Origin of the sequence: Desulfosediminicola flagellatus, assembly GCF_005116655.2 — a bacterium.
Lineage (GTDB): Bacteria > Desulfobacterota > Desulfobulbia > Desulfobulbales > Desulfocapsaceae > Desulfopila > Desulfopila flagellata.
Genome location: NZ_CP050698.1, coordinates 4,237,816 through 4,261,010 on the forward strand (window position 1 = coordinate 4,237,816; position 23,195 = coordinate 4,261,010).

Consider the following 23,195-nt stretch of genomic DNA (forward strand, 5'->3'; position numbering starts at 1 on the left):
TTTCGATACAGTTACCCAGGATTACTCACTGAAAAAGCACTGTCAGAGGTGAAAATACTCAGCGTTTTTTTACCCATTTGTTCTTCATATAAGAAAATCAGGGATGACAGTGAATATTGGAACCGGATAGAAACCTCTATTGGTCAGCGATCAGAAGCTGAGTTCAGCAATCACATCTTACCGGAATATTAAGATAAAATCTTAATTTCTTTGATTACACACGTTATTAATGAGATATCCGGGCTAGCCTTTCCTGCATGAATCTAATCCCGAAATTTTTATTATCACCAGCGTAATATCATCTTCACTTTTACGACCTGTAGTAAACAGTTTGAGTTCGGCGTATACAGATGCAAGAATAGCGGTCGCATCTTCCCCTGAATGTTCGCGTATGATTTTGCGAAGCCTCTCTTTTCCGAACATCTCTCCATCTCGATTAAACGCTTCCCAGATGCCATCAGTTCCGATAGCGATAATCTGCCCATCTACCAGTCCGCTTCTTCGATTTTCGGTGTAATCAACATCACTCATTACCCCCAGAGCAATCCCTCTGCCTTTAAGTTCCTCAAAGCTGTCATGTACCGGATCATATAATAATGCAGGGTCATGGCCTGCCCGGACCCAGTCGATGTGGCTTTTCTCCGGATCAATAGAGAGGAAGAAAAGTGTCATGAAACTGCCGCTCTCCAGAACATCACCAGCCAGATGACTGTTCATTGCAGTGATAATTTCAGAGATTGTTCCTGGTTGTGAAGTCCGCATACGCAAAAAGGCGCGGGCAGTTGTCATGAGCAGCGCAGATTCTACACCATGACCTGAGATATCACCCACAACTACGCTAAACGGACCTTTTCCCACTTCGTGCCGCCAGAGAAAGTCATAGTAATCACCGCCAATCTCATCACATGAAACATTACGCCCGGCGATATCCAGTCCTTTCACATCGGGCCGATCCTGAGGTAACAGGCTTTTTTGTACTTCGCCTGCCAATAGCAACGCTTTTTTATGCTCAGTCATGTCGGTTATAAACGACATATTGCCGATAAAATTGCCAGTATCATCCCTGAGCGTATTCCCATGGATAAGCACAGGTACAGCATGACCATCTTTTGCTATCACCTCGCCTTCAAATTCCCTGTATTCCTGTGCGAGAATAGTTTCTTTATTAAAGTGCATGTACTCGTTGAATTCATCAGTAGCGAAATCAAACGGCCTTTTCCCTTTGATCTCTTCGGCTGAGTACCCGATCATCCGGCAATAGGCATCGTTCACCTCAACAATCTGAAGATCTTCGTTGACCAACAAAAAACCTTCTCCAGCTGTTTCGACAATGCGACGGAATTTCTCTTCACTCTTTTTCAACTCGTCTTCCGCCTGCTTTCGCTCGGTAATATCGAAAAGCACACCCTGGTTATGGGTTTTATTACCCTGCTCATCTCTGACCACTGATGTTTGATCCTCCACCCAACGGACTTCACCATCTTTAGTCAGACATCTATAGATCATTGAATATTCTTCGACATCCGTTTCTGCGTGAGTATCAATTTCATGCTTGACCCTGTCAAAATCATCCGGATGAATAATATCTTTAAAATGTATATCACCCCGGATAAATTCCTCAGGGCTATAGCCAAACTGACTGAGATTTTCTGATATATATTCGAGCCGTGGATTATCTCCTGCCAATCGGCGAAACAGAATTACCGGGCTGCGTTCAACAATCAGGCGGGACATGTGCAATTCCTCCAACACATTGCTATGCTCGATGCACTCACGCGAAAGCTGTTTTTCCCGCTTTTCAGCATTGGCCTTTAAGCTGGCTATTTCAGCTTTGGCCTCTTTCAGCTCCTGCTTCAGAGTATCCGTTTCAACCACCAACCGCCGAAGCTCAGCACGTTCCTGATAGAGGTGCTCTTCTGATTTATCTGCATCAACCTTCATGGACTATACTCCTCGATACAATGATCCACGTGTTAAACACTGTTGCTATTTCAACATCTCCAACTCCTGCATACGAAGAAGTATACCGTTGTTGATCTCTTATGATCCACATATGCCATGATCACAATACGTTCATTGATACGTTATGACCACGTATAAACTAATCCGTAAAGGGAACATAAGAAAATGCAGCACCAAAGTGCAGATTATCCTGCCATCTGATGCCTCATAACGTATTTTTATTACTCATGTAACTCTGCATGGGTCTGCAACCGCCCATGGCTTTTACACTGCTTTACCGATTCACTAAAACGTAATCTCATCCCACCGATCTTGTACATAACGTGTAATGTACGGTTACAATAATCACATTATTTTACACCCAACCAGCCCACCCTTAATTCCTTACCACTTCGGTTAGTTACCCATCTACAATGCAAAACACATGTTAGAATATTCTAACATAGTTGCAACTTTACAACTTGACCGATATTTCAATCTATGGAATAGCTATGCTCATATTCTTATGCGTATCTAACTTATTTATCAATCTTGACATACCCGGGTACCTGATACCCAAAATTCAAAACGAGTATCACGAAATGGAAACACAACCACGCGATCAACGTATAAATCTCCTCAGCCAAATGATAATTATCCAGGAACAACTTGAAGATCTGGAAACTCAACTGCAGGATGCCGAGGATCTTCTGGCTCTGGCGGATTCCATTACCCTTGACCTTGAGCAGAAATGTGCCAGATTGCAAAACGATAATGAACGAAAAGATCAACAGATTCAGCGCCTCAAAGAAGCACTTCTACGTAAAGGTGAGAGTGACTGTCAGAACTGTAGTGATAAGGATAGTCCTGAATGTCCAGGCGAAGATCTTTGCGGCAAACGTATCCTCTACGTAGGTGGTATGCATAAGATGGTTCAGCATTATCGAAAAATCATTGAAGAGCGAGGCGGCGAGTTTATGCACCATGATGGTGGTAAAGAGATTGCTAAATCACGCTTACCGGGAATGATATATCAAGCCGATGCAGTTGTCTGCCCTATTGACTGTGTAAGCCATGATGCCTGCTTAAGTGTAAAAAAATATTGCAAACAATCACAGAAACCCTACCTGATGATGCGTGGTTCCGGTTTATCTTCTCTTACCAGAGAATTGGAGAAATTCTCGGAACTCAAGCTACATTAATCCCGCATTGGTTCAGGGAATGACTATTACACATAAGCAGTTCATCTGATCATCGCATTTCATTATCACATCGTTTATTGTGTTTTGGTTCGCTTTATTACTCGACGATTATCCTGGAAGGTCATACCATTTCTATGAAATTTCAGGTTAACTTTACAGGCGACAACGCCTGAACCAGCACGCAACGAGGATGAATATGCAATGGAATGTTGATGGTCTCGGGTTTTTATATCGCCCTGATGTCTTTACCGGCTCATTCGACAGCAAAATAATGCAGGAACGACATGATGAGAAAGTGCTGAAAAAACTCACTGCACTGAAATCAGCCGTTGCAAATGAAAATAACCCGTTTGCTGCCATGCAGTTGCTTCACAAAAATGATCACCTCCGTTTTTTTCAGAATAATATTGAGGCTTTCAGAAATGCTGGAGAGTTTGAAAAAACTGTCCTCACACTCTATGGAAAGCTTAACGCCCCTTTCGGGTCCGGGGGTGATGCCGAAGAATGGAGCGCCCTGTTCATGTCCTGCGACAGGGAAGCTCTTGCCCAATTGGGTTCCCCTGTCCCTTTCAAATCCGCCACAGTCTACCGTGGTTCAGTCTCTGGATTTTCACGCAGCCTGAGCTGGACACCCAATAAATCACGCGCTGAAAAGTTCGCAGTGCGCTGGCAGGATCCAAACCTTGGCAGCGGTGACATTTATGAAATGGATATCGATAGCTCAAATGTACTGATCTATATCAAACGGAGTCGTGAAGATGAGATCATCATGGCCCCCGAGTTTGTGAAAGAGGCTACAATCAGACCATTTACCAGCTGACATTCTTATTGATGTTGCTCATGAGTTTCAGAATACTCATGAGCAATAGATGAGTTAGTTTTCATCCCGAAACCTAGGATTTTCATCTAAATCAAGGCACCCGATAAATTTCACCACAGCCATTCACATGATATTGCGAGGATAAAATTTTGAGAGTAACGAAGAGTTAGATGGAAAGCACCGTGTTCGGACAGAAAGGAATCATGGGCGAAGCAACTTCAGCCCAAGCGGTTCCTCATGCACTCGTTTTGCCGTTGAGCCAACTATTTCGTGAAGAACAACCTCCATTACATGCCACACTTTAACTCCCGGTCGAATACAGCCTGTGCTTGTCTTGCCGCTTCGGCCACAGGCCATATGCATATGCAGTAGCGGAGTACCTTCATCGTCTCTAAATAGTGTGCCTGTACCTGTTACTTCATGGGCATTTTCAAGCGTGAACTCCATTGGTTCAAGAGGTAGTTTTCTGTCTTCTTTAGGCCCCACCACTATTCGGCTGCCATCATCCGCTCCACCTATAATAATGAGGGAGGCTGCCTCAATATGATGATCAACAGCAAACTGCTCTATCACCTCATGAACTATCTCACCATTTTCAAGTCTGAGCACAAACACCCTTCCCTGCTTCGCTTCTGAATATTTCAATTTCGCATTCTCCTAAATTGCATTCATTTGTATAGCCGATGTAGTATGACAATCGTTTTTGCAGTCAATACTGTCAATTATACGATGAAATCGTCCGTAATTATGTATAAATATCTTGGATCGTTATTCAATTTTATCGCAAAAAGATACCCATCCAGCATAGTAGCGGATTTTTACTCCAATGCCGATATCATTTCTAGAGATCAGCATATACAATCACCTCCTGGCAATATCTTCAGTCGCTCTATTATCTGTTTTTCATTCTTACAAAATCGCACTTTCAATACATTACCTACAAATATTGACATTAAAACGTATCTCCCCTACAATGCGGAGTGATTACTCACTCCTTTTTGAGAGATACCTATGACTACCCAATATTCAAACTGGCCGCAAAAGAAAATGGAAATTGTCGAAGCAACTATTTCCACTATCGCCACAGAAGGTTTTGATCGTGCAACCACTGCAAATATCGCCCGCAACGCCGGAGTTGGTGAAGGAACAATATATAGACATTTCAAAAATAAAGATGATCTTGTAAGCGTCTCTGCCATCTATACATCAACCCTTGTTTTCGGGCCGGCCAGAGAAAACTTTAACCCGGATGCGTCTGTACATTCCCAGTTTATCCAATTCGCCACAGACTTTCTTACCACCGGACAGAAATTGCAATTGCATCACCAGTTTATGGAACAGTATCTTAATTCCCCTATCGGTGTTGCTTATAGAAAAAAGATCATCGCTACCATTATGCAGGACCCTGACTTTAAACCAATATTCTATCCACTCAACCGCATCCTGATACGTGCCCATGAACATGAAATTGTAAAAGATTTCCCTCTGCAGTTTCTCGTTGCTCTAAGCATGGGACCAATGGCATTTGTGCTGAAACATTCAGCTCAGGGCTTTATGGAACTCGATGAAACTATCATCGTCGGTCTTGCTAAAGCATGCTGGGACGCTATTCGCCGATAAATTACGGAGTGTTTACTCCCACACAATTATTAAACAACTACCTACCCAAAAAGATGATTAGCAAACCGCAACTACACCATTGTGTTTCTACCATTGCACTGTTACTGGTCACGATTTCAACATCACAGGCTGAGCAGATCAAACTCTGTGTAAATGATAGCGAAGTGGATAGCGTAGTAATACGCCAGTTGGACACCGATGATTATCAGGCAGTGATGATCAACCTGCAGAAACCTGCAGGCACCACTCTTGAGCACAACAACATCAATATAGCTGAGGCGATCAAATGAAATTCCCTAAGAAACTGCTCTTTTTTATACCTGTGGCTGCCGGAGCGCTGCTGATGTTCAATATGGTGAACAGCAAAAAAGGACCATCCAGACCTGAAGTTGCTGAACAAGCCCGTACTGTAAGCGTCATTGCTGCGAACCCAATGAGCATCATCCCCCGAATAACAGGCTATGGTTATGTGCAGCCAACCGAGATCTGGGATGCACTACCTGAAGTAAGTGGCAAGATCATCGAAGTCCATCCGGAGCTAAAAAAAGGAGCATTCATTACCAAGGGAGAACTGCTTATTCGCATTGATCCGCAATCATACGACTTTGCAGAAACCAGAAGTGTTGCTAGTGTCATGAGCGCTGATGCGCAGTTAAAAGAACTCTCTCAACAAAAAGCCAATACGGAAAAGCTGCTGAAAATTGAGCGCCAGAAATTGCAACTTACTACTCAGGAGCTCGAACGAAAGAAAAAACTCTACGAAAAAGGGTATATTTCCGCCTCAGATCTTGAGTTGGAAGAGAAGAATCTCCTTGCTCAACAGGGAAGTGTTGATAATCTGCTTAACACCTTAAAACTCATCCCCTCGCAACTTAATGCATTACAGGCACAGAAAAAATCTGATGTTTCGAGTCTTAGCGAGCGACGCCTCGACATTGAGAAAACTGTTATACGGGCACCATTTGACTGCCGCATCTCAGAGGTAAATATTGAACTCAACCAATTTGCTCCTGCAGGATCACTGGCACTGAAAGCGGTAAATATCTCTCAAGTCGAGATTCCTGTGCAACTTTCACCAACCAGTTTTGCCAACCTCATTTCCCCGGAGTTTGGTGAGCAATCACCGTTTGAAGCTACTCAATTTAACATGGATGCTATCCGAAAACTGATCGGCATATCCGCAACTGTAAGGGTACCGCTGTTTAACAAAAACGCTGAATGGTCCGGCACCTTTATGCGTACGGCCGAATCGATTGATATACAAACAGGCGCAATCACCGTGTTTGTAACCGTCGACCAGCCCTATAAGAAAGTGATCCCTTCCGAGAGGCCCCCCCTACTGCCAAATCTTTATGCCGAAGTTGAATTACAGGGCAGTCCGCGAGAAAATCGCTACGTGATTCCCTTCCAGGCAATTCATAATGACACAGTGTATATCGTTGACGCAGATAAGAGGCTGAAAAAGCACCGGGTGAACATTGAGATGGTCATGGGAGATATGGCTGTTATTCATGAAGGAATCGAAGCAGGAAGCATGGTAATCACCACCGATATTGTCCCTGCAATTGAAGGCATGCTGGTTAAGCCATTGATTAACGAAGAGCTTTCCAACAGGATTAGCGCTGTCGGCACCGGCAATTAAGGGGATACCTATGAAAATAATGAAATCATGGATCGCCCCGCTGGCTGAACATCCCACAGCAGCCAACCTGCTTATGGTGCTGTTTGTATTGCTCGGCCTTATGCATATGGGTGACATCCGGCGCGAGACCTTTCCGGACTTTGCCTCTACCGAGGTTTCGGTTACCGCAGTGTATCCGGGCGCAACCGCAGAAGATGTAGAATCTTCGGTTTGTGAGCGTATTGAAGAAGCGGTTGAAAGCGTCTCAAATCTTGTAAAAGTAACATCAAAAGCTGCTGAGGGCAGAGCAACTGTTACGCTTGAAATGCGTGATGGTGCTGATGCAACCGAATTCTTAAATGATATCAAAACTGAAGTTGAGGCAATTTCCAATTTCCCTCCTGAGGTTGAGGACGTCATCGTAAAACGACTTAACCGCACAGATCAGGTACTATCAATCGCCGTTACCGGCCCCATGAGCGAGCCGCATTTAAAGCTCTACTGCGAGCAGTTGAAAGACAAAATCAAACTCCTGCCCTTGGTGTCTCAGGTTGATATCCTCGGATTTTCAGAACATCAGTTGCAGGTGGAAATCCCATATTATACTCTTCTGCAGCTGGGGCTCTCGGTAAGCGATATCCAGACTGTACTACAGAATCAGTCCATTGATATGCCCGCCGGGACTATCGAAACAGATCAGACCGATTATCTTATTCGGTTTACCGAGGAACGCCGCACGCCATATGAGTTGGGTGAACTGGTAATAGTCTCCAGCGATAAAGGCGGTGAGGTAAAGCTCCGTGACATAGCAACAATTACAGACACCTTTGAAGATAAAGAGAATTCCATCCGCTTCAACGGTAAGCGGGCTGGCCTGTTGCAGATCAACAAAAACAAGTCTGAAGATGCCCTCAGTATCATGGATGAGATCAAGGCATTTATCGAAAATGAAGAAAAGATTGCTGCTCCCGGTGTGGAGTTTGTTGTCACCCAGAATATTTCAAAAATCGTCCGGGACAGGCTCGACATGCTGACCATAAATGGCCTTGAGGGGCTGTTTCTGGTCTTTTTGACACTCTGGCTGTTTTTTAATTTTCGCATGTCATTCTGGGTTGCGATGGGTCTGCCGATCTCCTTTTGTCTGACCTTCTTCTTTATGAAACAGATCGGCTTCTCGTTTAATATGCTGACCATGGTTGGATTGCTGATTGCCATTGGTATCCTGATGGATGATGCGATAGTTATCGCCGAGAATGTTGCCGCCCATCTCGAAAAAGGTAAGACCGGTCTACAGGCAACCATTGATGGTGTTGCAGAGGTGTCATCAGGCGTATTTTCTTCGTTTCTCACCACCATATTTGTTTTTGGCGCGCTGGCTCTCAGCATGCAGGGAGATATCGGCAAGGTTCTCTACGCCATCCCTGTGATGCTTATCCTTACCATTACGGTCAGTATCGTCGAAGCCTTTGCCATTCTGCCGAATCACCTTTCCCACTCACTTGAAGGGTACAACCGGGCCGCGTCGAAAGGTTTTAGAAAAAAATTCGATACGATTATTGATGGTATTCGCGAAAATTGGCTGGGCCGCGCTGTCGACTTTGTGGTCAACTGGCGTTATCTGATGCTCGGCTGCGTGATTTTTCTCTTTATCTCCTCCATCGCCATGATTGCCGGAGGAATACTCAAAGTAAAAGCCTTCCCCGATACCGAAGGTGATGTGCTACAGGCGCGAATTCTCATGCCGCAGGGAACATCGTTTAACAGAACAGAAGAAGTAGTCAATATCATTGTCGGTTCAATCCTCAAAATTAACACGAAACTGACACCGGAGCAGCCTGACCAGCGTCCTCTGGTTGAAAACTACAGTGTACTGTTCAACACAAACGCAGATGCCGGAGAATCCGGCCCACACGTTGCGACAGTCTCACTTGACCTATTAAGTGCTGAAGAACGCAACACAGATATAGATACAATTACCGCTCTCTGGCGTGAATCTATTGGGGAAATGCCGGATGTAATCAATATCGCCTATAAAGAACCGAGTATCGGCCCCGGCGGCCTGGCTATTGAAATCCAGCTTCAGGGCCGCGATCTGGACCGTTTAAAACTGGCTTCAGTCGAGCTTATAAACTGGCTCAGCAAGTATGACGGGGTTGTGGATCTGAGTGATGATCTGCGTCCAGGCAAACCTGAGTTCAGAATTAAAATGAACAAAGGTGCTCTTGCCATGGGCTTTACCTCTGCCAATATTGCCAACCAGTTGCGAGCGGCATTTTACGGCAGTGTGGCAAGTGAAGTTCAGTATGGCGGAGAGTCATATGAAATTGTGGTCAAACTCGCAGAAAAGGATCGCACGTTCGTTACTGACCTCTCACTGTTTCAGGTGGTCAGCCCGCAAGGAAAAATGGTTCCGCTACAGTCCGTGGCTACTGTTGAACAAGGTCGCGGCTACGCATCAATCAACCGGATCAACTCACTGAGAACAGTCACTGTAACCGGTGACATCGATACCAACATAGCAAACGCGAATGAGGTTATCGGCCACACCCGAATACACTTCCTACCGCAATTACACAAAGAGTTTCCTGATGTTTCTGTGCTCCTTGAAGGTCAGGAAAAAGAAGGCAAAACAGCAATGGCCGGAATGGTCAAAGCATTCCTGATCGGTATCTTCGGAGTGTTTATCATCCTCAGCCTCCAGTTTAAAAGCTATCTGGAACCGATAATTGTCATGGTGCTGATCCCTTTTGCTCTGATCGGGGTAATCTGGGGGCACATTCTTCTCGGACTTGATCTCAGCATGCCGTCCATTATGGGCTTTATCTCCCTTGCCGGAATTGTTGTAAACGACTCAATCCTTCTTGTAACATTCATCCGTACCCATATGGATAAAGGCGAATCAGCCTACGATGCGGCACGACTCGCCAGCCGTGACAGATTTCGCGCCGTGCTGCTCACATCACTTACAACCATCATGGGCCTCATGCCGCTGATGGCTGAACGATCAATGCAGGCACAAATCCTGATTCCTCTTGCATGTTCAATCGTATTTGGGTTATTAGCTACTACCGTATTGGTGCTACTCGTAATTCCTGCACTATATTCGGTATTTGATGACTTTAATTTGCTGCGTAAACATTAACAGTATTGAATATTATGACCACAATATTTCTACATGGGCTTGAGTCCTCCGGTAAAGGGACCAAGGGGACCTATCTTACCAAACATTTTCCGGACGTTCTCTGCCCCGATTTTTTCGGAAATCTCAAAGAGCGGCTCAATCAGCTCAGCGTTCTATGTGAAGGAAAGGATAATCTGCTGCTGATCGGCTCAAGTTTTGGCGGCCTGATGGCTACCTGTTTTGCCGTCAGCAATCCGACCAGAGTAACCCGACTTGTTCTGCTGGCACCCGCCCTGAACTTTGAAGGCTATACAGTTCCTGAGAACATGATTGAAATTCCTACACTTCTGGTTATAGGTGAGGAAGATACTGTAACACCCGCTGAACTCGTTCTGCCAAAAGCTGAAAGAACATTCAGTAACCTGGAAGTTGTGCTGGCAGATGACGACCATATGCTGCACAATACATTTCAGGAATTGAGTTGGAATGAAATAATTCCGAAAAGCTGATAGCGAATCGTATAGATATAAAAAGTGCCTGCGACATAAATACGCAGGCACTTTTTTTGTTAGTCAAATACACAGAGTGTCGTCAATAAAAGCCAGCCCTCTTATTGGCAGAATGTTTGTGAGCACACACACGCTCCTATACAGAAAAAATATACAGGGTGTACTGTTTACATCTAATCTTCAACGACTATATCTGCCGCTTCCCGGTATTCAGGAACAGGTAATCCATCGTTGAGTGCCGCCTGCTGCACAGGGGGATTGCCCGGCAGCCCTACCCAGACTTTCCAACCAGACCCTCCTGCATATTCCGTATAATCATGATAATCAGAGTGAGATGGATTCCACTCCACATCACTCCCGCCGATTCGTATATAAAGCGCCCCTTTCCTGCCTTTAACAAAAGCTGCATATACACCCCTGGAACGCGCATTGTCCTGCTGAAACACTCTGCTGCCGCTGTGCACATCAGCGACTTTGCGGGCATTAATCAGCGCCTGGATTCTCGTTTTAAGCGTGCTTCCCCAATCAAAGTAATGTTTCCAGTAAACTGTAGGAATCCCGGGATGCGTGAGAATGTAAGCGTAGGCCTGCTCCACCTGCCAGTCATTCATAAAGCTATCATGCTCATGATTCTTTTCGGGCTTCCCGTCATCAGCGGTGCGATAACCGGTGTCGTGATTTTCCAGAAAGGTGACAGCTCGGTTCTTCCAGTCAATGCCATCTGTATTGTCACCGACGAGTCCTATTCCGTTGTCAAACGGCCCGTAAAGTGCCAGATAATTGCCTTTGTTATCTTTAAGGGCAAACTGAGTGGTGAAATCAAAAACGTTGCTGGCGGTTCGAATGTCATCTGTATTGACACTGCTGTGCCAGATCCATCCTCTCTGGGCCGCATGTTTATCCCAGTCATATTCTCCAACAGAAAAGGTCGGGGCGGTCGCCTTGTTGTACACTCCGATCCAGTGCGCATGGAATCCGTGAACCATATCATAACGCCAGCCTCGATACCCCAGTGATTTTAACTGAAGCAAATACCTGATTATATCTTTTCGTACATCAGGGTTGGTATGATCAATATCCCTAAATGAACCATAGCCGTAGGTTGTGCCTCCATGCCGGGTATATTCTATCGGTTTTTCTTCATATGCTCCCCGCATTTCCTTAGGAGTGCCATACACTTCGGACTCTTCATTAGTAAAAGCTTCGTCTTCCCGCGTTATAGCTCGTGTGTCCCAGGCCGGATTAGAGAAATCCGCCCAGCCGTGGGTGCCATCACGATGGTTAATAACGATATCAGCGACCGGCTCAACCCCTTTATGCAGCAATTCTTCAAGCATCGCGCGTTGCTGGGTAAAACTGCCATAACTGTTATTGAGATTAAAATACTCCTTGGGGTTGTAACCGGCGCTATATTTACCGGCGAAGGATGGCGGAGGCAACCAGATCAGATCAAACCGACCATTACGTATATCAGCTGCGTTTTCTTTTACTATCTCATACCATACTTTCCCACCATAGCCAGGAAAGCGATCTTCGTAACCATGGCGATACGACTCCCAGTAAAAGCCCTGCAGCATAATGCGGTCATCATCAAACCCGGCAACGGCTGAAACAGTTACAGGCTTCAAGAACAGTGAAACAATTACCAGAAGGGTCATCCGTAAAAGTGTGCGTTTTTTCATAACCCATTCCTCCATGTTAAATGTGCATATAACTATGAATTGGCAAATACATCCGGCAGTAATGGTGGTTATGTAAAAGATACCAGCAAGAAGACAACTGTTTGATACGCAGACCAGAAATCCCCGCATCACTGAGGAGAAGTTATTGAGCATATCATCATTTGATATGCGAGCGATGCAGCATAAGGATTTATCGCAGATGCGCCGCAATAAAATTGTGTCTGTATTTTAACCTGTCCAGTTGTCAAAATGAATCAGATTTTTAGAGGCGGCAACTCACTTCCCCACTTACACCCATATGCCTCTTACACCTTTTATATTGCGTGTTGTTTTGATACAGTAATCAAAGATCCCTATCCAACATAAGCAGTTCGATGTCAGTTACTTTCCTATATTAGCCGATGTGCCTGTAAATAGGATACACGACCAGTCACTGTCTCTTGATATATTGATGTATGAAATAAAAAAACTCGTACATCAGGATACACTGGTGAGCTTGACTACTCTGTAACTTTTCATATGCGACAAAGATGAAATGACACATAGAAACAAACTTCTCCTTGCCTTGGGAGTCATACTTACCCTGGCATTTACAGGTAGCAGTGCGATCAACTATCTCTTCACCAGAAGTTCTGTGCATAGAGAGATTATGCAGAATGATCTTCCCCTGACGATGAACAATATATTCTCTGACCTCACCTCTGAACTCAACAGACCCATTGTTGTCGCATCCAGCATGGCTGCGGATACATTTCTAAAAGACTGGGTTATGGATGGAGAGCGTGACGTCGTAAAGGTTAAAAAATACCTCATCGAGATAAAAGAGAAATACGGCTTTTTCTCAACCTTCTTTGTTTCATCACGTACTTCTAATTATTACCATTTCCAAGGGATACACAAAAAGATCAATACAGCGAATGAACATGACCTTTGGTACTACGACTTTATCGATTCGAAAAAGGAATATGAGCTGGATGTTGACAGCGACGAGGCCTCTGGAAATATTCTGACAATTTTTATCAATTTCCGTGTTGAAGATATACATGGGCAGCTTCTCGGCGTTACCGGAGTCGGCTTGAAAGTAGACAGCATCGCCAATTTAGTCAAATATTACAAAATCTTATACGATCGCGACGTGTATCTGACGGATAAAACAGGAGTGGTGCAGGTCCATCAGAACCCTGAAATGATCGAAAAGCTGAGGGTAGCAGAGATGCCTGGCTTGCGACCATTTGCTGACAAGATTCTGGCAACTGGAGAGGAACCTGAAAACTTTGAGTTTATCCGTAACGGTGAAACCATATTACTTAATGTACGATACATCGCGGAACTGGACTGGCTACTCTTTGTAGAGCAGAATGAAACCGGCGCCCTGCACATCGCAAAAATGAATTTTTTCAGGACGCTAGCCATAGGCCTCATCTCGTCAATTATCGTCATCAGCCTGACCCTGGCAACTATAAACAGCTACCAGAGTCGGTTAGAAGAAATTGCAGTATCGGATGAACTGACTGGTGTCGGCAACAGACGAAAGCTTGAAGAGGAGTTCTCGAAAGCAGCGTATACATTTTCACGTAACCACCAAAATTGCAGCCTGATCCTTATGGATCTTGACAGGTTCAAGGTCGTCAATGACCAACTGGGACATCTCTACGGAGATGTTATACTGAAGTCTGTTTGCAGGGAGATTACACAAGTTATTCGACCGACGGATGTTCTGGCCCGCTGGGGTGGTGATGAGTTTGCCATTCTTGCAATCAGTTCTCCCGAAGATGCATCGCTTATGGCAGAGAGGATACGCAAAGCGATTGAAGAAATCGACTGGGTAAACATACTCAATAAAAAAGTAGGTGCAGGTGTTAATGTAACGGTATCATGCGGTATTGCTATGTACACTGAAGGAGATACTCTTAGTGATATCCTCTCCAGAGCCGACGCATCACTTTACCGTGCAAAACATCGCGGTGGTAACAATGTTGACTCTGAAGCGTAAAGCCCGGCTATGAAAAACATCTTATTCCGGTTTCTTATCTGCCAGCCCACCCTGTGATTCCAAATCTTTTTCGGCTTCTTCCGTTTTTGCCTGCTCCCTGACAACCTTTTTCGCGGCAGCTTCTGCCTTTTCACGGGCTTTAAGCGCAGCTTTCAGTTTAGTCAGGATAGCGTCGTCAAATGTTCCGCCCGAAATCTCGATTTCATTCATCTTCTCGCTAGCATGCAGTGCTGCCTTCTCTGCATTTTCTATTGCCTTTTCTGTGCGTTTGTTTGCCTGTTCCAAAGCGTCCAGAGCATTAGCAAGAATACCAGCAGCACCTTCTTCAGGCTCTGCTCCGAGATCTACCTCCTGCCCGGCCTGAACGAGGGCTACAACTCCAAGATCCTGGAGAAGATCTTCAACGTTGTTTCCGAACATATCGGCAGGCATGCTGTGCTTCAAGTCAAAAGGCATAAACGTGAGAGCAGCATCCTGTGAGGTTTCAATTACGGTTTGGGCAACAGCATCAGGAAATAACAACGGCTCGGCTGATATTCGGGTTTCTTCAAGAACTTCTTTCAGTATCGCAGAATTTTCAATCGATGCATCTGGATAGTTCGTTGCCAGCACCCGGATATGTGCATCACTCCATTCTTCATCGCGAGTGATAAGATAGGCAAGTAGTAACATGAGCCGGCTTGCAGCATCTCCACGCCACCACACATCGATACGCCGCTCTTCCGGTGGAGTGGATGTCATTTTCGCCCAACTTTTTTCTGACATGGAAAGAATAACGATGTGACATCCCATCCGATTGGCTGTCCGTAGATATTTTCCATAACGAAGTACTCTTCTCTGCTCAGCGTCTACATCTTCGCTCAACCAGTTCACCAGAATCGTGTTTGCCTTAATCGGGCCAAGCCCGAAAGACTGGATCATATTTTCAAGAGATACATTCGGGTCCGTCCCGGATATGACACGTGAAAAAACATCATTCCGATGGAGTTGGATCTCCTGTTCCAGTTCCTCCGCAGCTTTACGGCGAAGATGCCTCATGCGCAGTCCATCACCGGCTAGAAAGCGGACTACGGTCGTAATACCACTGCCGCCCTCAAGCCAGGATGCAAATTTCAAGAGAGTTTCGCGCCGTTCCGCATCATTGGAAAATGCAAGAATGTAAGGACGCCAGTCTCTGGGATGATCTGCCTCAGATCCGGCTGAGAGCAGATCCGAGCGAACCCGCTGCAACCGGTGTGAACGCTGACTATCTGCCCAACGTGCCGGTCGGGTCGTACGCTTGAGATACTGATGAATAGCAAAAATAATCGATATTGCCACGACGCCGGTTGTCAGGTCGATAGCAAGCATCACACCAAGGCAGGCGAGAAATCCTATAAGGCTGAGGTTTGGGTGATACCACTGAAAGCGTGGTCGAAACGAAGGGCTCGCAGCTTTCGCCTCAAAATATGTAGCATAATTGAGCAACCCATAGGAGATAAGAAAAAACATGGAAACCAGCCTGGCTATCATATCCAGTTGCCCGAGAGCTATGGTGATTGCGGCAATTACAGCTGAAAGTAAGACACCACGCCGTGGGTTATTTAAAGGCCCTGCTCCATGAGCAAAAGGATTGAGAAAAGAAAATATTTTGTCAGTTGCAAGAGATTGTAGAATCCGTGGTGCACCGAGAAATGAGGCCATTGCTGATGAGAGCGTTGCTGCAATCACGCCGGCATCAATAAGATATCCCCATCGGGATATTTCCCCCATTGCCCCATAATCTGTTCTGAGGATTTCAAGTGGCTTGCCTCCTGCAAAGATCACTGCAACGGAAAAATAGACAAGAATAGAAAGACCGACAGCCATAAATGTACCGGTAGGAAGGCTCTTCCCAGGATTCTTCAGATCACCTGACATACTGACACCCTGCGTAAATCCAGTGACCGCCGGGAAAAAAATCGCAAAAAGTACCCAGAACGGCGGACCATCCTCCGGCCTGTTCCAGTTTTGAATAAGCTGGTTGCCGTCCCAATGCTCAAAACCGCCTACATAAAAAGAGAACAAAGCAAGCACCAGAAAAGTCATGACCAGATATTGAAACTTGGTAGCTAAATCAGACCCGAACCATGCCAGAGCAAAAAGAAAACAGACCGCAACACCTGCAATAAGCTGAGGAAGAATAGCGGAAGAACCAGGAAAAAATGCAGATACAGCCTCACCGAAACCGATAGAATAAAAGGCTATGGAGACTGACTGCGCAAGAAAGAGCACAAGCCCCAATGCACCGCCATATTCAAGCCCGAGGGTGCGGGAAATCAGATAATAGTCACCACCACCCTTTACTTTCAGATTGGTGGCGATGGCCGCAAGAGAAAAGCTGGTCAATACCGAAATAACATTGGCAATGGCAACGATCACAAGAGTATACATCAACCCTGCACTGCCCACCACATAGCCAAGACGCAGAAAGAGAATAATACCGAGGATTGTCAATATGCTGGGAGTAAAGACACCGGCAAAGGTGCCGAGTGTACCACCCTGTTTCGCTGAATGTGCTTCACTGCCCATACATGATTCCTTTATTGGTACCGAATGAGATGGATCCATTGCCGGAAATCGCTGCTGTCACAAGAGGTTGCTATGTTATCCACAAGCCCCAACCAGTCATAGGTGTTTAATATACTTGTATAGTATGCAACCTGAACTCGAAAATCCATAACCTTCTTTGTTGGTATGCATTTCGCGAAAAAAACATGCGCTTCTTTTGCCAGGAATTACCACCAGACACCGTCAATAAGGACAACACACGATAAAAGTGACAAGAAGTGAGCAACAGAGTTTTGGCAATGTTCATGTTTCTAATCAGCACTAAATGCAATCCAGAGAACAGATAGGTTAAATAGAGCGAAGTCATCTTCGTAAAAGCTTTCCGTTTTTCCAGAAATCTGGAATTTTTCCCATGCGTTCTATTTCTAATCAAAGGTCTAAATTTATCAAAACTATACAGGTAGCCCAACGAATTTACAGATCAATTTACTGCAGCAACACATATGGATTGTTTTTTGCAATACACACCGCACAGAGATTCGTCCTCTATGATAGGAACACGACAGGTTACCAGTAAACGTATCAGGCAATTGAATTCTACACAGTAAGAGAAAAATAGCTGATGAACAGATTGGGAGTAAATATGAAAAATGTAATGCTAGTAGGTGGATTGCTATTCCTTTTAGCAGGTTCTGCAAATGCCTTAACATTGAGTTTTGATTACGGTGGTATCAATTGGGGTACTATGGACCTTAATCAAGCAGATCCAGACACATTGTCAGTGAGTTTTTTCACATCTGCAACTGCTCCTAGCGGTACACAAGCAACGGGTTTTGCTTTCGCACCTTATCTTGGAACTTTTGGGGTTGGCAATCCACTAGATACTACATTCGGGGATGATCAAAACGATCTTAACTGGATTGTACTTGGCAATCTTAATCCAATACCAAACCCACAGAATTCCAGCTTGGTAAAAGGCGATTTCACATTTGGCGTAACAGAAGGTAATAGTAACAACCTAAACCCTCCAGGGATTGAGGTAGGAGATTACGACATTTTCTATTTGGACTTTGATGCAGATACCTCAGTTAGTGATATTACAGCTGTAGGTGTTCGTTTTCAAAGTTTCAGTACCATAATCGACAACCAGGAGGTTACTAGCCTGTTCCTTGTGGGAAGACCACCAAATGAAATTCCAGAACCTGCCACAATGCTGCTTTTTGGAATTGGTCTAACAGGATTGGGCTTTATAACCAGGAAGAGAAAATTTTAGTATTCAAATAGAACTACTTTTCACTGCGTGGGACCGGCCAGTTCTCCTTAACATTTCGGGAGGCAGCCTCATAAGAGGTTGCCTGCTCACTCCTATCTGACGATTAACTGTATCGTTTCATTAGCATAACATACCTCCTTAGAAGCTGAAATACCGCTTCTAAAACTGATCCTATACCTGTTAAATTCTCCGGCGCCTGAAATTTATCATTTCTATTATTCAACAGGACTAGATTTCTCATTAACCTACTGGGGTATTTTATCTATTCAAAGCAAGAAAAAACTCCATCAACAGGACAGGAATATCTTGAAGCCAGCTCTTTTTCATGTTAGGTATGTTTTATGTCTCATAATATTTATCGCGTATAAATAGTGTCCAGTTTCCTATCATATAGTTCCGGGGGGATTTATGAAAAACACATTCCGAATGCTTTTCTTGCGTTTTTTTTGGTTACTGGGATTAGCTTCTCAGCTCTGACCAAACATGCAATTCCCTCTAATATCAAAACCTTACCAAATAAAGACAACGTTTTAAACCATAGACTTTTGTCGACAATGAAGCAGGACAAAACTTCTCTGTTGGAGAGATTATCTCGCACAGTTGATTTTGATTATTTTGACAGTACTAGAATACAAAAAGTTATCTCGTGATTTATAGTTGTAACATAACAAGGTAAATCTCTAATATCTTATTTAATTATACTCTATACAGTTAAAGAAAAATAGCTGATAAACAAACACCCAGGGGAGGTGTATACAAAATATAATTTCCATCAATCCCCAGCAAGCTTAAGTTGACGCTCTGGGATTGTCCTAATTTTGATGAAGAGTAAATAACAGATTCCAATAGTCGTTTAGGTTTAAAAGTATGTTGAAACGAAAACTAAACGCAGCCAGATAGGGATGCAATGTCTCTTGTGATTGAAAAATAATCAACGCTGGAGATAATTTCCAAAAAAATGCCTGAGAATCTGATAATAAAAACATTCTTAATGGATATATTTATGAAAAACTATAAATTAATATTAGCCGTTTTGTTTCTCTGTCTCGGTATATCTAAGATTGGATGGGGTTTAACTATTGTTAATTCAGGCGGATCTAATGATGATACTGAGGTAGGCGAAATAGACCCACTTAAAGATTGGACCGAACTAGCAAACAGCAATGAGACAACTGAAACGGAATGGGTCAATAAGATCCTTTCCCCCATCACTGTAAAATTTGAGATTAAGTTGGAGGAGGATCTGCCGATTTATGATACCAGTTCGGATGAAGTGTTTGCAGTCGCACTGGCCTCGAGTCCTACCCCTGATTATTTCATTGTTAAGAATGCTAAATATTGGGCATTGTTTGAAAATAGCAGTTACTTCAATTGGGGTGTTTTTTCTAGCAAAGATCTCCCAACAACTATGAATATTCCAGGTGATTATACAGTTAGCCATGTTACACAATTTATCGATGATGGGGGAGGGACAAACAACGAGATCCCCGAACCAACTACCATGTTCCTCTTCGGTACTGGGCTTGCAGGGCTTGCCGGAATAAATAGAAGAAAGAAAAAGTAAAGCTGAAGTAGTACAATAAGTGCAACAGACTGAAATTGAAAAGTGAGTGAGTTGAAAGTATGGTGTCAGCTCTCACACTTAACCAAGGTCTGTTATGAACAAACAAAACAAACACTACAATCAACTCACTCAAGAACCAAGATACCAGATTTCTGGGCTTCGTAAAGCAGGGATGTCAGCAATGGCCTCGTCTTTTTGTTTTTCTAGCGCAAAATAAAGAGAAAAGGAGACGGATTTATTTCACTTATGATGTCATCAACGTCCCTTCTAATCTGCAATTTACAATCACTACTGGCAAGAACAAGCTAAGACCTAATTCAGACATCCATGATGCTTGTTTTTATGATTGATTATGTACTTGCAAATATCAACTTCTCTGGAATTGATACCGTTGGACGAGCCCTGAATGATTTAATTCAGGGACGTTCTTCGATATCGGTTTATCTGATTTAGGCTTGGTAGTGAGAAAGAAAAGTTTATTTCCCTCTGCGCGGCACTGACCAATTCCCCCCCATCATTGCGTCAGGCAATTCCATAATAGGTTGTTTGCTCGTCTTCTACTTGAAACTCCTGACTGTACTGCCTGCGAACCACACTGTTTTTACTTCTTTTAGACGTTTGGACTGGCATCATAGTCATTACGATCTAAATATTCTTTGCTTACCAAACAGATGGTTCACCTGATTTTTTTTTTCAAGCACCGACTGAAAATGGTGTTGCGCAGCATTTTGTTTGCACCGCTCAAACCCAGATTGTTAATCGAAGGCATTATAGCAACCAGCTCCTTTCGTCTGATAATAGTTTCTTCCCGACCAAAACTTTCCCTGTCAAATGCTACCCAGTGAAAAAAACAAATTTTTTGCCCGGCTGAATTCCAGCTGACCGATAGAATTGGTCGCATTACAGTACAGACACCATCAACTTCTGAACGACTGCTTAATCGTCCCTGGCTCTGCACCAACGAAAACTGCACATGCTTTTTTCGTCGCTCGCCTACAACTGCGAACATCATTCGCCCCACAGGCTATATAAGATAGCAAGCAGCAATCGATCAATCATTACAGCATCATTAACCTGCCCTAATCGTAGCAAGGCACGCCTATTATAGATTGAAGGATCTACTCCATGTATTTGACACACCATTTTTCTGGTCATATGATGAAGCTGAGCAGTTGAACGTTCCTTTTCACCCAAATTATCCCGCACCTTTCCACACCGGTTAACCGGTTACTCAGACACAGGAGTATACAATGGCTGGATTCATGGACATATTAGGTACTGTATTACAGCAGGGAATGTCTCGTTCAAGCGGCAGTCGTATTACCAAAGGCCTCGGTGGGCAATCAGGAGCTGACCTCAATGATCTGCTCGGCAGTATCGGCAGCATGATGAACCAGTCTAGTGGTTCATCATCCCGTTCAACGAGTAAAAAAAGTGGGTTAGGAGGTGTACTTGGAGATGTCCTTGGAGGGCTAAGTAATAACAAAGCTGCCTTAGCGGGGCTTGGCGCGCTTGCTGGCGCCGTACTTGGCGGTGGAAAACAAACTTCCAGAAGGAGTGTTGGAACCGGTGGTCTTGCAATGCTCGCCTCGCTTGCTTTTGCTGCGCTATCCAAAGCTGGGAAGCGCCCCGACCATACACCTCGCGCTCTCCTTGAGACCCCAACACAGCATGACACTGATAATCTGGAGCATGACGCGGAGATAATTGTTCAGGCGATGATCTGTGCAGCCAAAGCAGATGGGCGTATCGACTCGGAAGAGGTTCAGAAAATTGTCGGAAAAATGGGCGAAGACGGCCTTACCGAAGATGAACGGCAATACTTCCTGACCGAATCCCAAAAACCACTGGACATCACACCTCTGATTTCAGCAACTCAGGATGATCAGGAATTGGCAATGCAGGTGTATGCAGCATCACTACTAGCAATCGACGTAGATACACAGGCCGAAAGATTCTATCTTCAGGATCTGGCAAAGGCACTCAACCTGCCACAGGAAGCAGTTACCCATTTAGAAAACACTCTTGAGATACCCGGGATCTAGTAGCCTGCCGGATTAAGTTTTTTTTCATCTCAAACCAAGGTATTACGGGAAAATCTCACGCACCTCGACCTTAAACTCAATTATGAGTTTCGAGATAAAGTTATGTATTACAATTTCAACGTATAAGCCTGAAATGCCTTTTCAAGAGACTCCGGCTCACCTGCCTTTTCGTTGATGCTCGCTTATGCAAATTCGGGAATCGTATTTTTAGCGGGGTTCGACTCAACAATGTGAGGGTTCGCACAGGAGGTTTCATATATTCCTGTTCTCCTTAAAAAACGACAGTGGATAAATTGACTTCTTTTCCGCTTCGACAGTATTTATGTTTCCATCCGAAAAGTCATCAGGTGGTTCAAGATCAAGGCATGCGTTCGATTTTTACCACAGACATGTAGTTGACCGCTCGGAGTCTCGTTACTCACTTACCTGAGTATAACAATTGAACATGCAACGCTGATATTGAGCCAGCTGGTAAAATCAGCCCATCCTCACTCTTCCAGCAAAAGATAGGCATCCCTTTTCAAAGAATACACTTTTTTCTTTCGCTCCACCCTGTTTCACACCATCAGTTCTTTTCCCTACAAACTAAATAGAGTACGTACCAAATCTATTCACCTGTAATGATAGACAATCTCACCCATCCTTTTAAGTGACATAGCAGATACAGTTAGAGTAAAAGAAAAATCAGACATCTGCCCGCCTTTGCAAACCATCACCGGGCAAACTGCCAAATCAATTATTTTCAATTATGCGTATCAGTCAAAGGCCATATAATCATTAACCTTTACAGCAGAAAACACTATGGCCATCCAATGAATTCTGATGCAGAATACGCAAAATAACAGAGACACTTAAAATTGATGCATAGACATCAGGCGAACCAATACGTTTGCGAGTTTCAATACGAAAAATGTGCTTTCTATCGAACTCTTTGTTTCGGAATAAAAGCTTGCTAGGTTTTAAAATCAAACAACTCCATACACAATCGAAAAAACAGATAGATGAATCAGCTGAATTAGTCGTAAATTCCCCTCATCCAGAGCATATTGCAGTCTCCCAGCAAGCATTTTTATTTGCAAATACCCCTACATAAACAACCATCCCCATTGAATTTCATGTTCACTGATGGTACTTTGGCTCGGTTGCAATGATTGTTGCGCGATGCAACACCGGTCCCCCCCCTCCGGAAAGTCCTTATTGGACATGCCGCGCACATCAATGTTCTTGGAAAATACGAACCTGCAAAAAACACGTTCCAGCGTACAGTGATGTGCC

Annotated in this window: 16 protein-coding genes; 11 read left to right on the top strand and 5 right to left on the bottom strand. The window is 44.2% G+C overall.

The annotated features are described in order from the left end of the window. Positions 1-243: 243 nt before the first annotated feature. On the bottom strand, positions 244-1,941 hold the full coding sequence (locus tag FCL46_RS17495) for a SpoIIE family protein phosphatase (protein WP_136810421.1): 1,698 nt from the start codon (positions 1,939-1,941) through the stop codon (positions 244-246). Positions 1,942-2,543: 602 nt separating this feature from the next. Between FCL46_RS17495 and FCL46_RS17500 the strand changes: the two genes are divergently transcribed. Both FCL46_RS17500 and FCL46_RS17505 read left to right on the top strand, forming a co-directional pair. Beyond that, positions 2,544-3,143, top strand: coding sequence for a DUF2325 domain-containing protein (locus tag FCL46_RS17500; RefSeq protein WP_167506083.1), 600 nt, complete (start codon positions 2,544-2,546; stop codon positions 3,141-3,143). Between the two features lie 196 nt (positions 3,144-3,339). Next, entirely contained in the window at positions 3,340-3,963 is a 624-nt protein-coding gene (locus tag FCL46_RS17505; protein ID WP_136810423.1) for a hypothetical protein, read from the top strand. Positions 3,964-4,164: 201 nt separating this feature from the next. Here the strand turns inward: FCL46_RS17505 and FCL46_RS17510 are convergent, their stop codons facing one another. Continuing rightward, complete coding sequence (locus tag FCL46_RS17510; RefSeq protein WP_136810424.1) at positions 4,165-4,608, bottom strand: PPC domain-containing DNA-binding protein; 444 nt, start codon at positions 4,606-4,608, stop codon at positions 4,165-4,167. Between the two features lie 366 nt (positions 4,609-4,974). Here FCL46_RS17510 and FCL46_RS17515 point away from each other — a divergent pair, with 366 nt between their 5' ends. Genes FCL46_RS17515 through FCL46_RS17535 form a run of 5 tightly spaced genes read left to right on the top strand, consistent with a single transcriptional unit; the run spans position 4,975 to position 10,834 of the window. Further along, positions 4,975-5,583, top strand: a complete 609-nt coding sequence (locus FCL46_RS17515) for a TetR/AcrR family transcriptional regulator (RefSeq protein WP_136810425.1) — start codon at positions 4,975-4,977, stop codon at positions 5,581-5,583. Beyond that, entirely contained in the window at positions 5,559-5,873 is a 315-nt protein-coding gene (locus FCL46_RS17520) for a hypothetical protein (protein WP_136810426.1), read from the top strand. The genes FCL46_RS17515 and FCL46_RS17520 overlap by 25 nt, the downstream gene beginning before the upstream one ends. Next, positions 5,870-7,225 carry an efflux RND transporter periplasmic adaptor subunit gene (locus FCL46_RS17525; RefSeq protein ID WP_136810427.1) on the top strand — a complete coding sequence of 452 codons (1,356 nt, stop codon included), beginning with the start codon at positions 5,870-5,872 and terminating at the stop codon, positions 7,223-7,225. Before FCL46_RS17520 ends, FCL46_RS17525 begins: the two co-directional genes overlap by 4 nt. 10 nt (positions 7,226-7,235) lie before the next feature. Beyond that, positions 7,236-10,346, top strand: coding sequence for an efflux RND transporter permease subunit (locus FCL46_RS17530; protein ID WP_136810428.1), 3,111 nt, complete (start codon positions 7,236-7,238; stop codon positions 10,344-10,346). A 14-nt stretch (positions 10,347-10,360) separates the two neighbouring features. Then, positions 10,361-10,834, top strand: coding sequence for an alpha/beta fold hydrolase (locus tag FCL46_RS17535; RefSeq protein ID WP_136810429.1), 474 nt, complete (start codon positions 10,361-10,363; stop codon positions 10,832-10,834). Between the two features lie 173 nt (positions 10,835-11,007). On the opposite strand, the gene FCL46_RS17540 is transcribed toward FCL46_RS17535, so the two are convergent. Next, on the bottom strand, positions 11,008-12,516 hold the full coding sequence (locus tag FCL46_RS17540; RefSeq protein ID WP_136810430.1) for an alpha-amylase family glycosyl hydrolase: 1,509 nt from the start codon (positions 12,514-12,516) through the stop codon (positions 11,008-11,010). A gap of 535 nt (positions 12,517-13,051) precedes the next feature. Here FCL46_RS17540 and FCL46_RS17545 point away from each other — a divergent pair. Next, positions 13,052-14,509 (top strand): sensor domain-containing diguanylate cyclase, encoded by a 1,458-nt coding sequence (locus FCL46_RS17545; RefSeq protein WP_136810431.1) that lies wholly within the window; start codon positions 13,052-13,054, stop codon positions 14,507-14,509. Between the two features lie 21 nt (positions 14,510-14,530). Here FCL46_RS17545 and FCL46_RS17550 read toward each other — a convergent pair whose 3' ends face one another. Then, positions 14,531-17,059: an APC family permease gene (locus FCL46_RS17550; protein WP_136810432.1), complete on the bottom strand. Its 2,529-nt coding sequence runs from the start codon at positions 17,057-17,059 to the stop codon at positions 14,531-14,533. A 622-nt stretch (positions 17,060-17,681) separates the two neighbouring features. Between FCL46_RS17550 and FCL46_RS17555 the strand changes: the two genes are divergently transcribed. Then, the gene (locus tag FCL46_RS17555; protein WP_167506084.1) at positions 17,682-18,311 is read left to right on the top strand and encodes a PEP-CTERM sorting domain-containing protein; all 630 of its coding nucleotides are present in this window, start codon (positions 17,682-17,684) and stop codon (positions 18,309-18,311) included. A 958-nt stretch (positions 18,312-19,269) separates the two neighbouring features. Next, positions 19,270-19,875 carry a PEP-CTERM sorting domain-containing protein gene (locus FCL46_RS17560; RefSeq protein WP_136810434.1) on the top strand — a complete coding sequence of 202 codons (606 nt, stop codon included), beginning with the start codon at positions 19,270-19,272 and terminating at the stop codon, positions 19,873-19,875. 676 nt (positions 19,876-20,551) lie between these two features. Here FCL46_RS17560 and FCL46_RS17565 read toward each other — a convergent pair. Further along, the gene (locus tag FCL46_RS17565; protein ID WP_136810435.1) at positions 20,552-20,887 is read right to left on the bottom strand and encodes a hypothetical protein; all 336 of its coding nucleotides are present in this window, start codon (positions 20,885-20,887) and stop codon (positions 20,552-20,554) included. 238 nt (positions 20,888-21,125) lie between these two features. On the opposite strand from FCL46_RS17565, the gene FCL46_RS17570 reads away from it, so the two are divergent. Next, positions 21,126-21,920, top strand: coding sequence for a tellurite resistance TerB family protein (locus FCL46_RS17570; RefSeq protein WP_136810436.1), 795 nt, complete (start codon positions 21,126-21,128; stop codon positions 21,918-21,920). Positions 21,921-23,195: the final 1,275 nt, after the last annotated feature.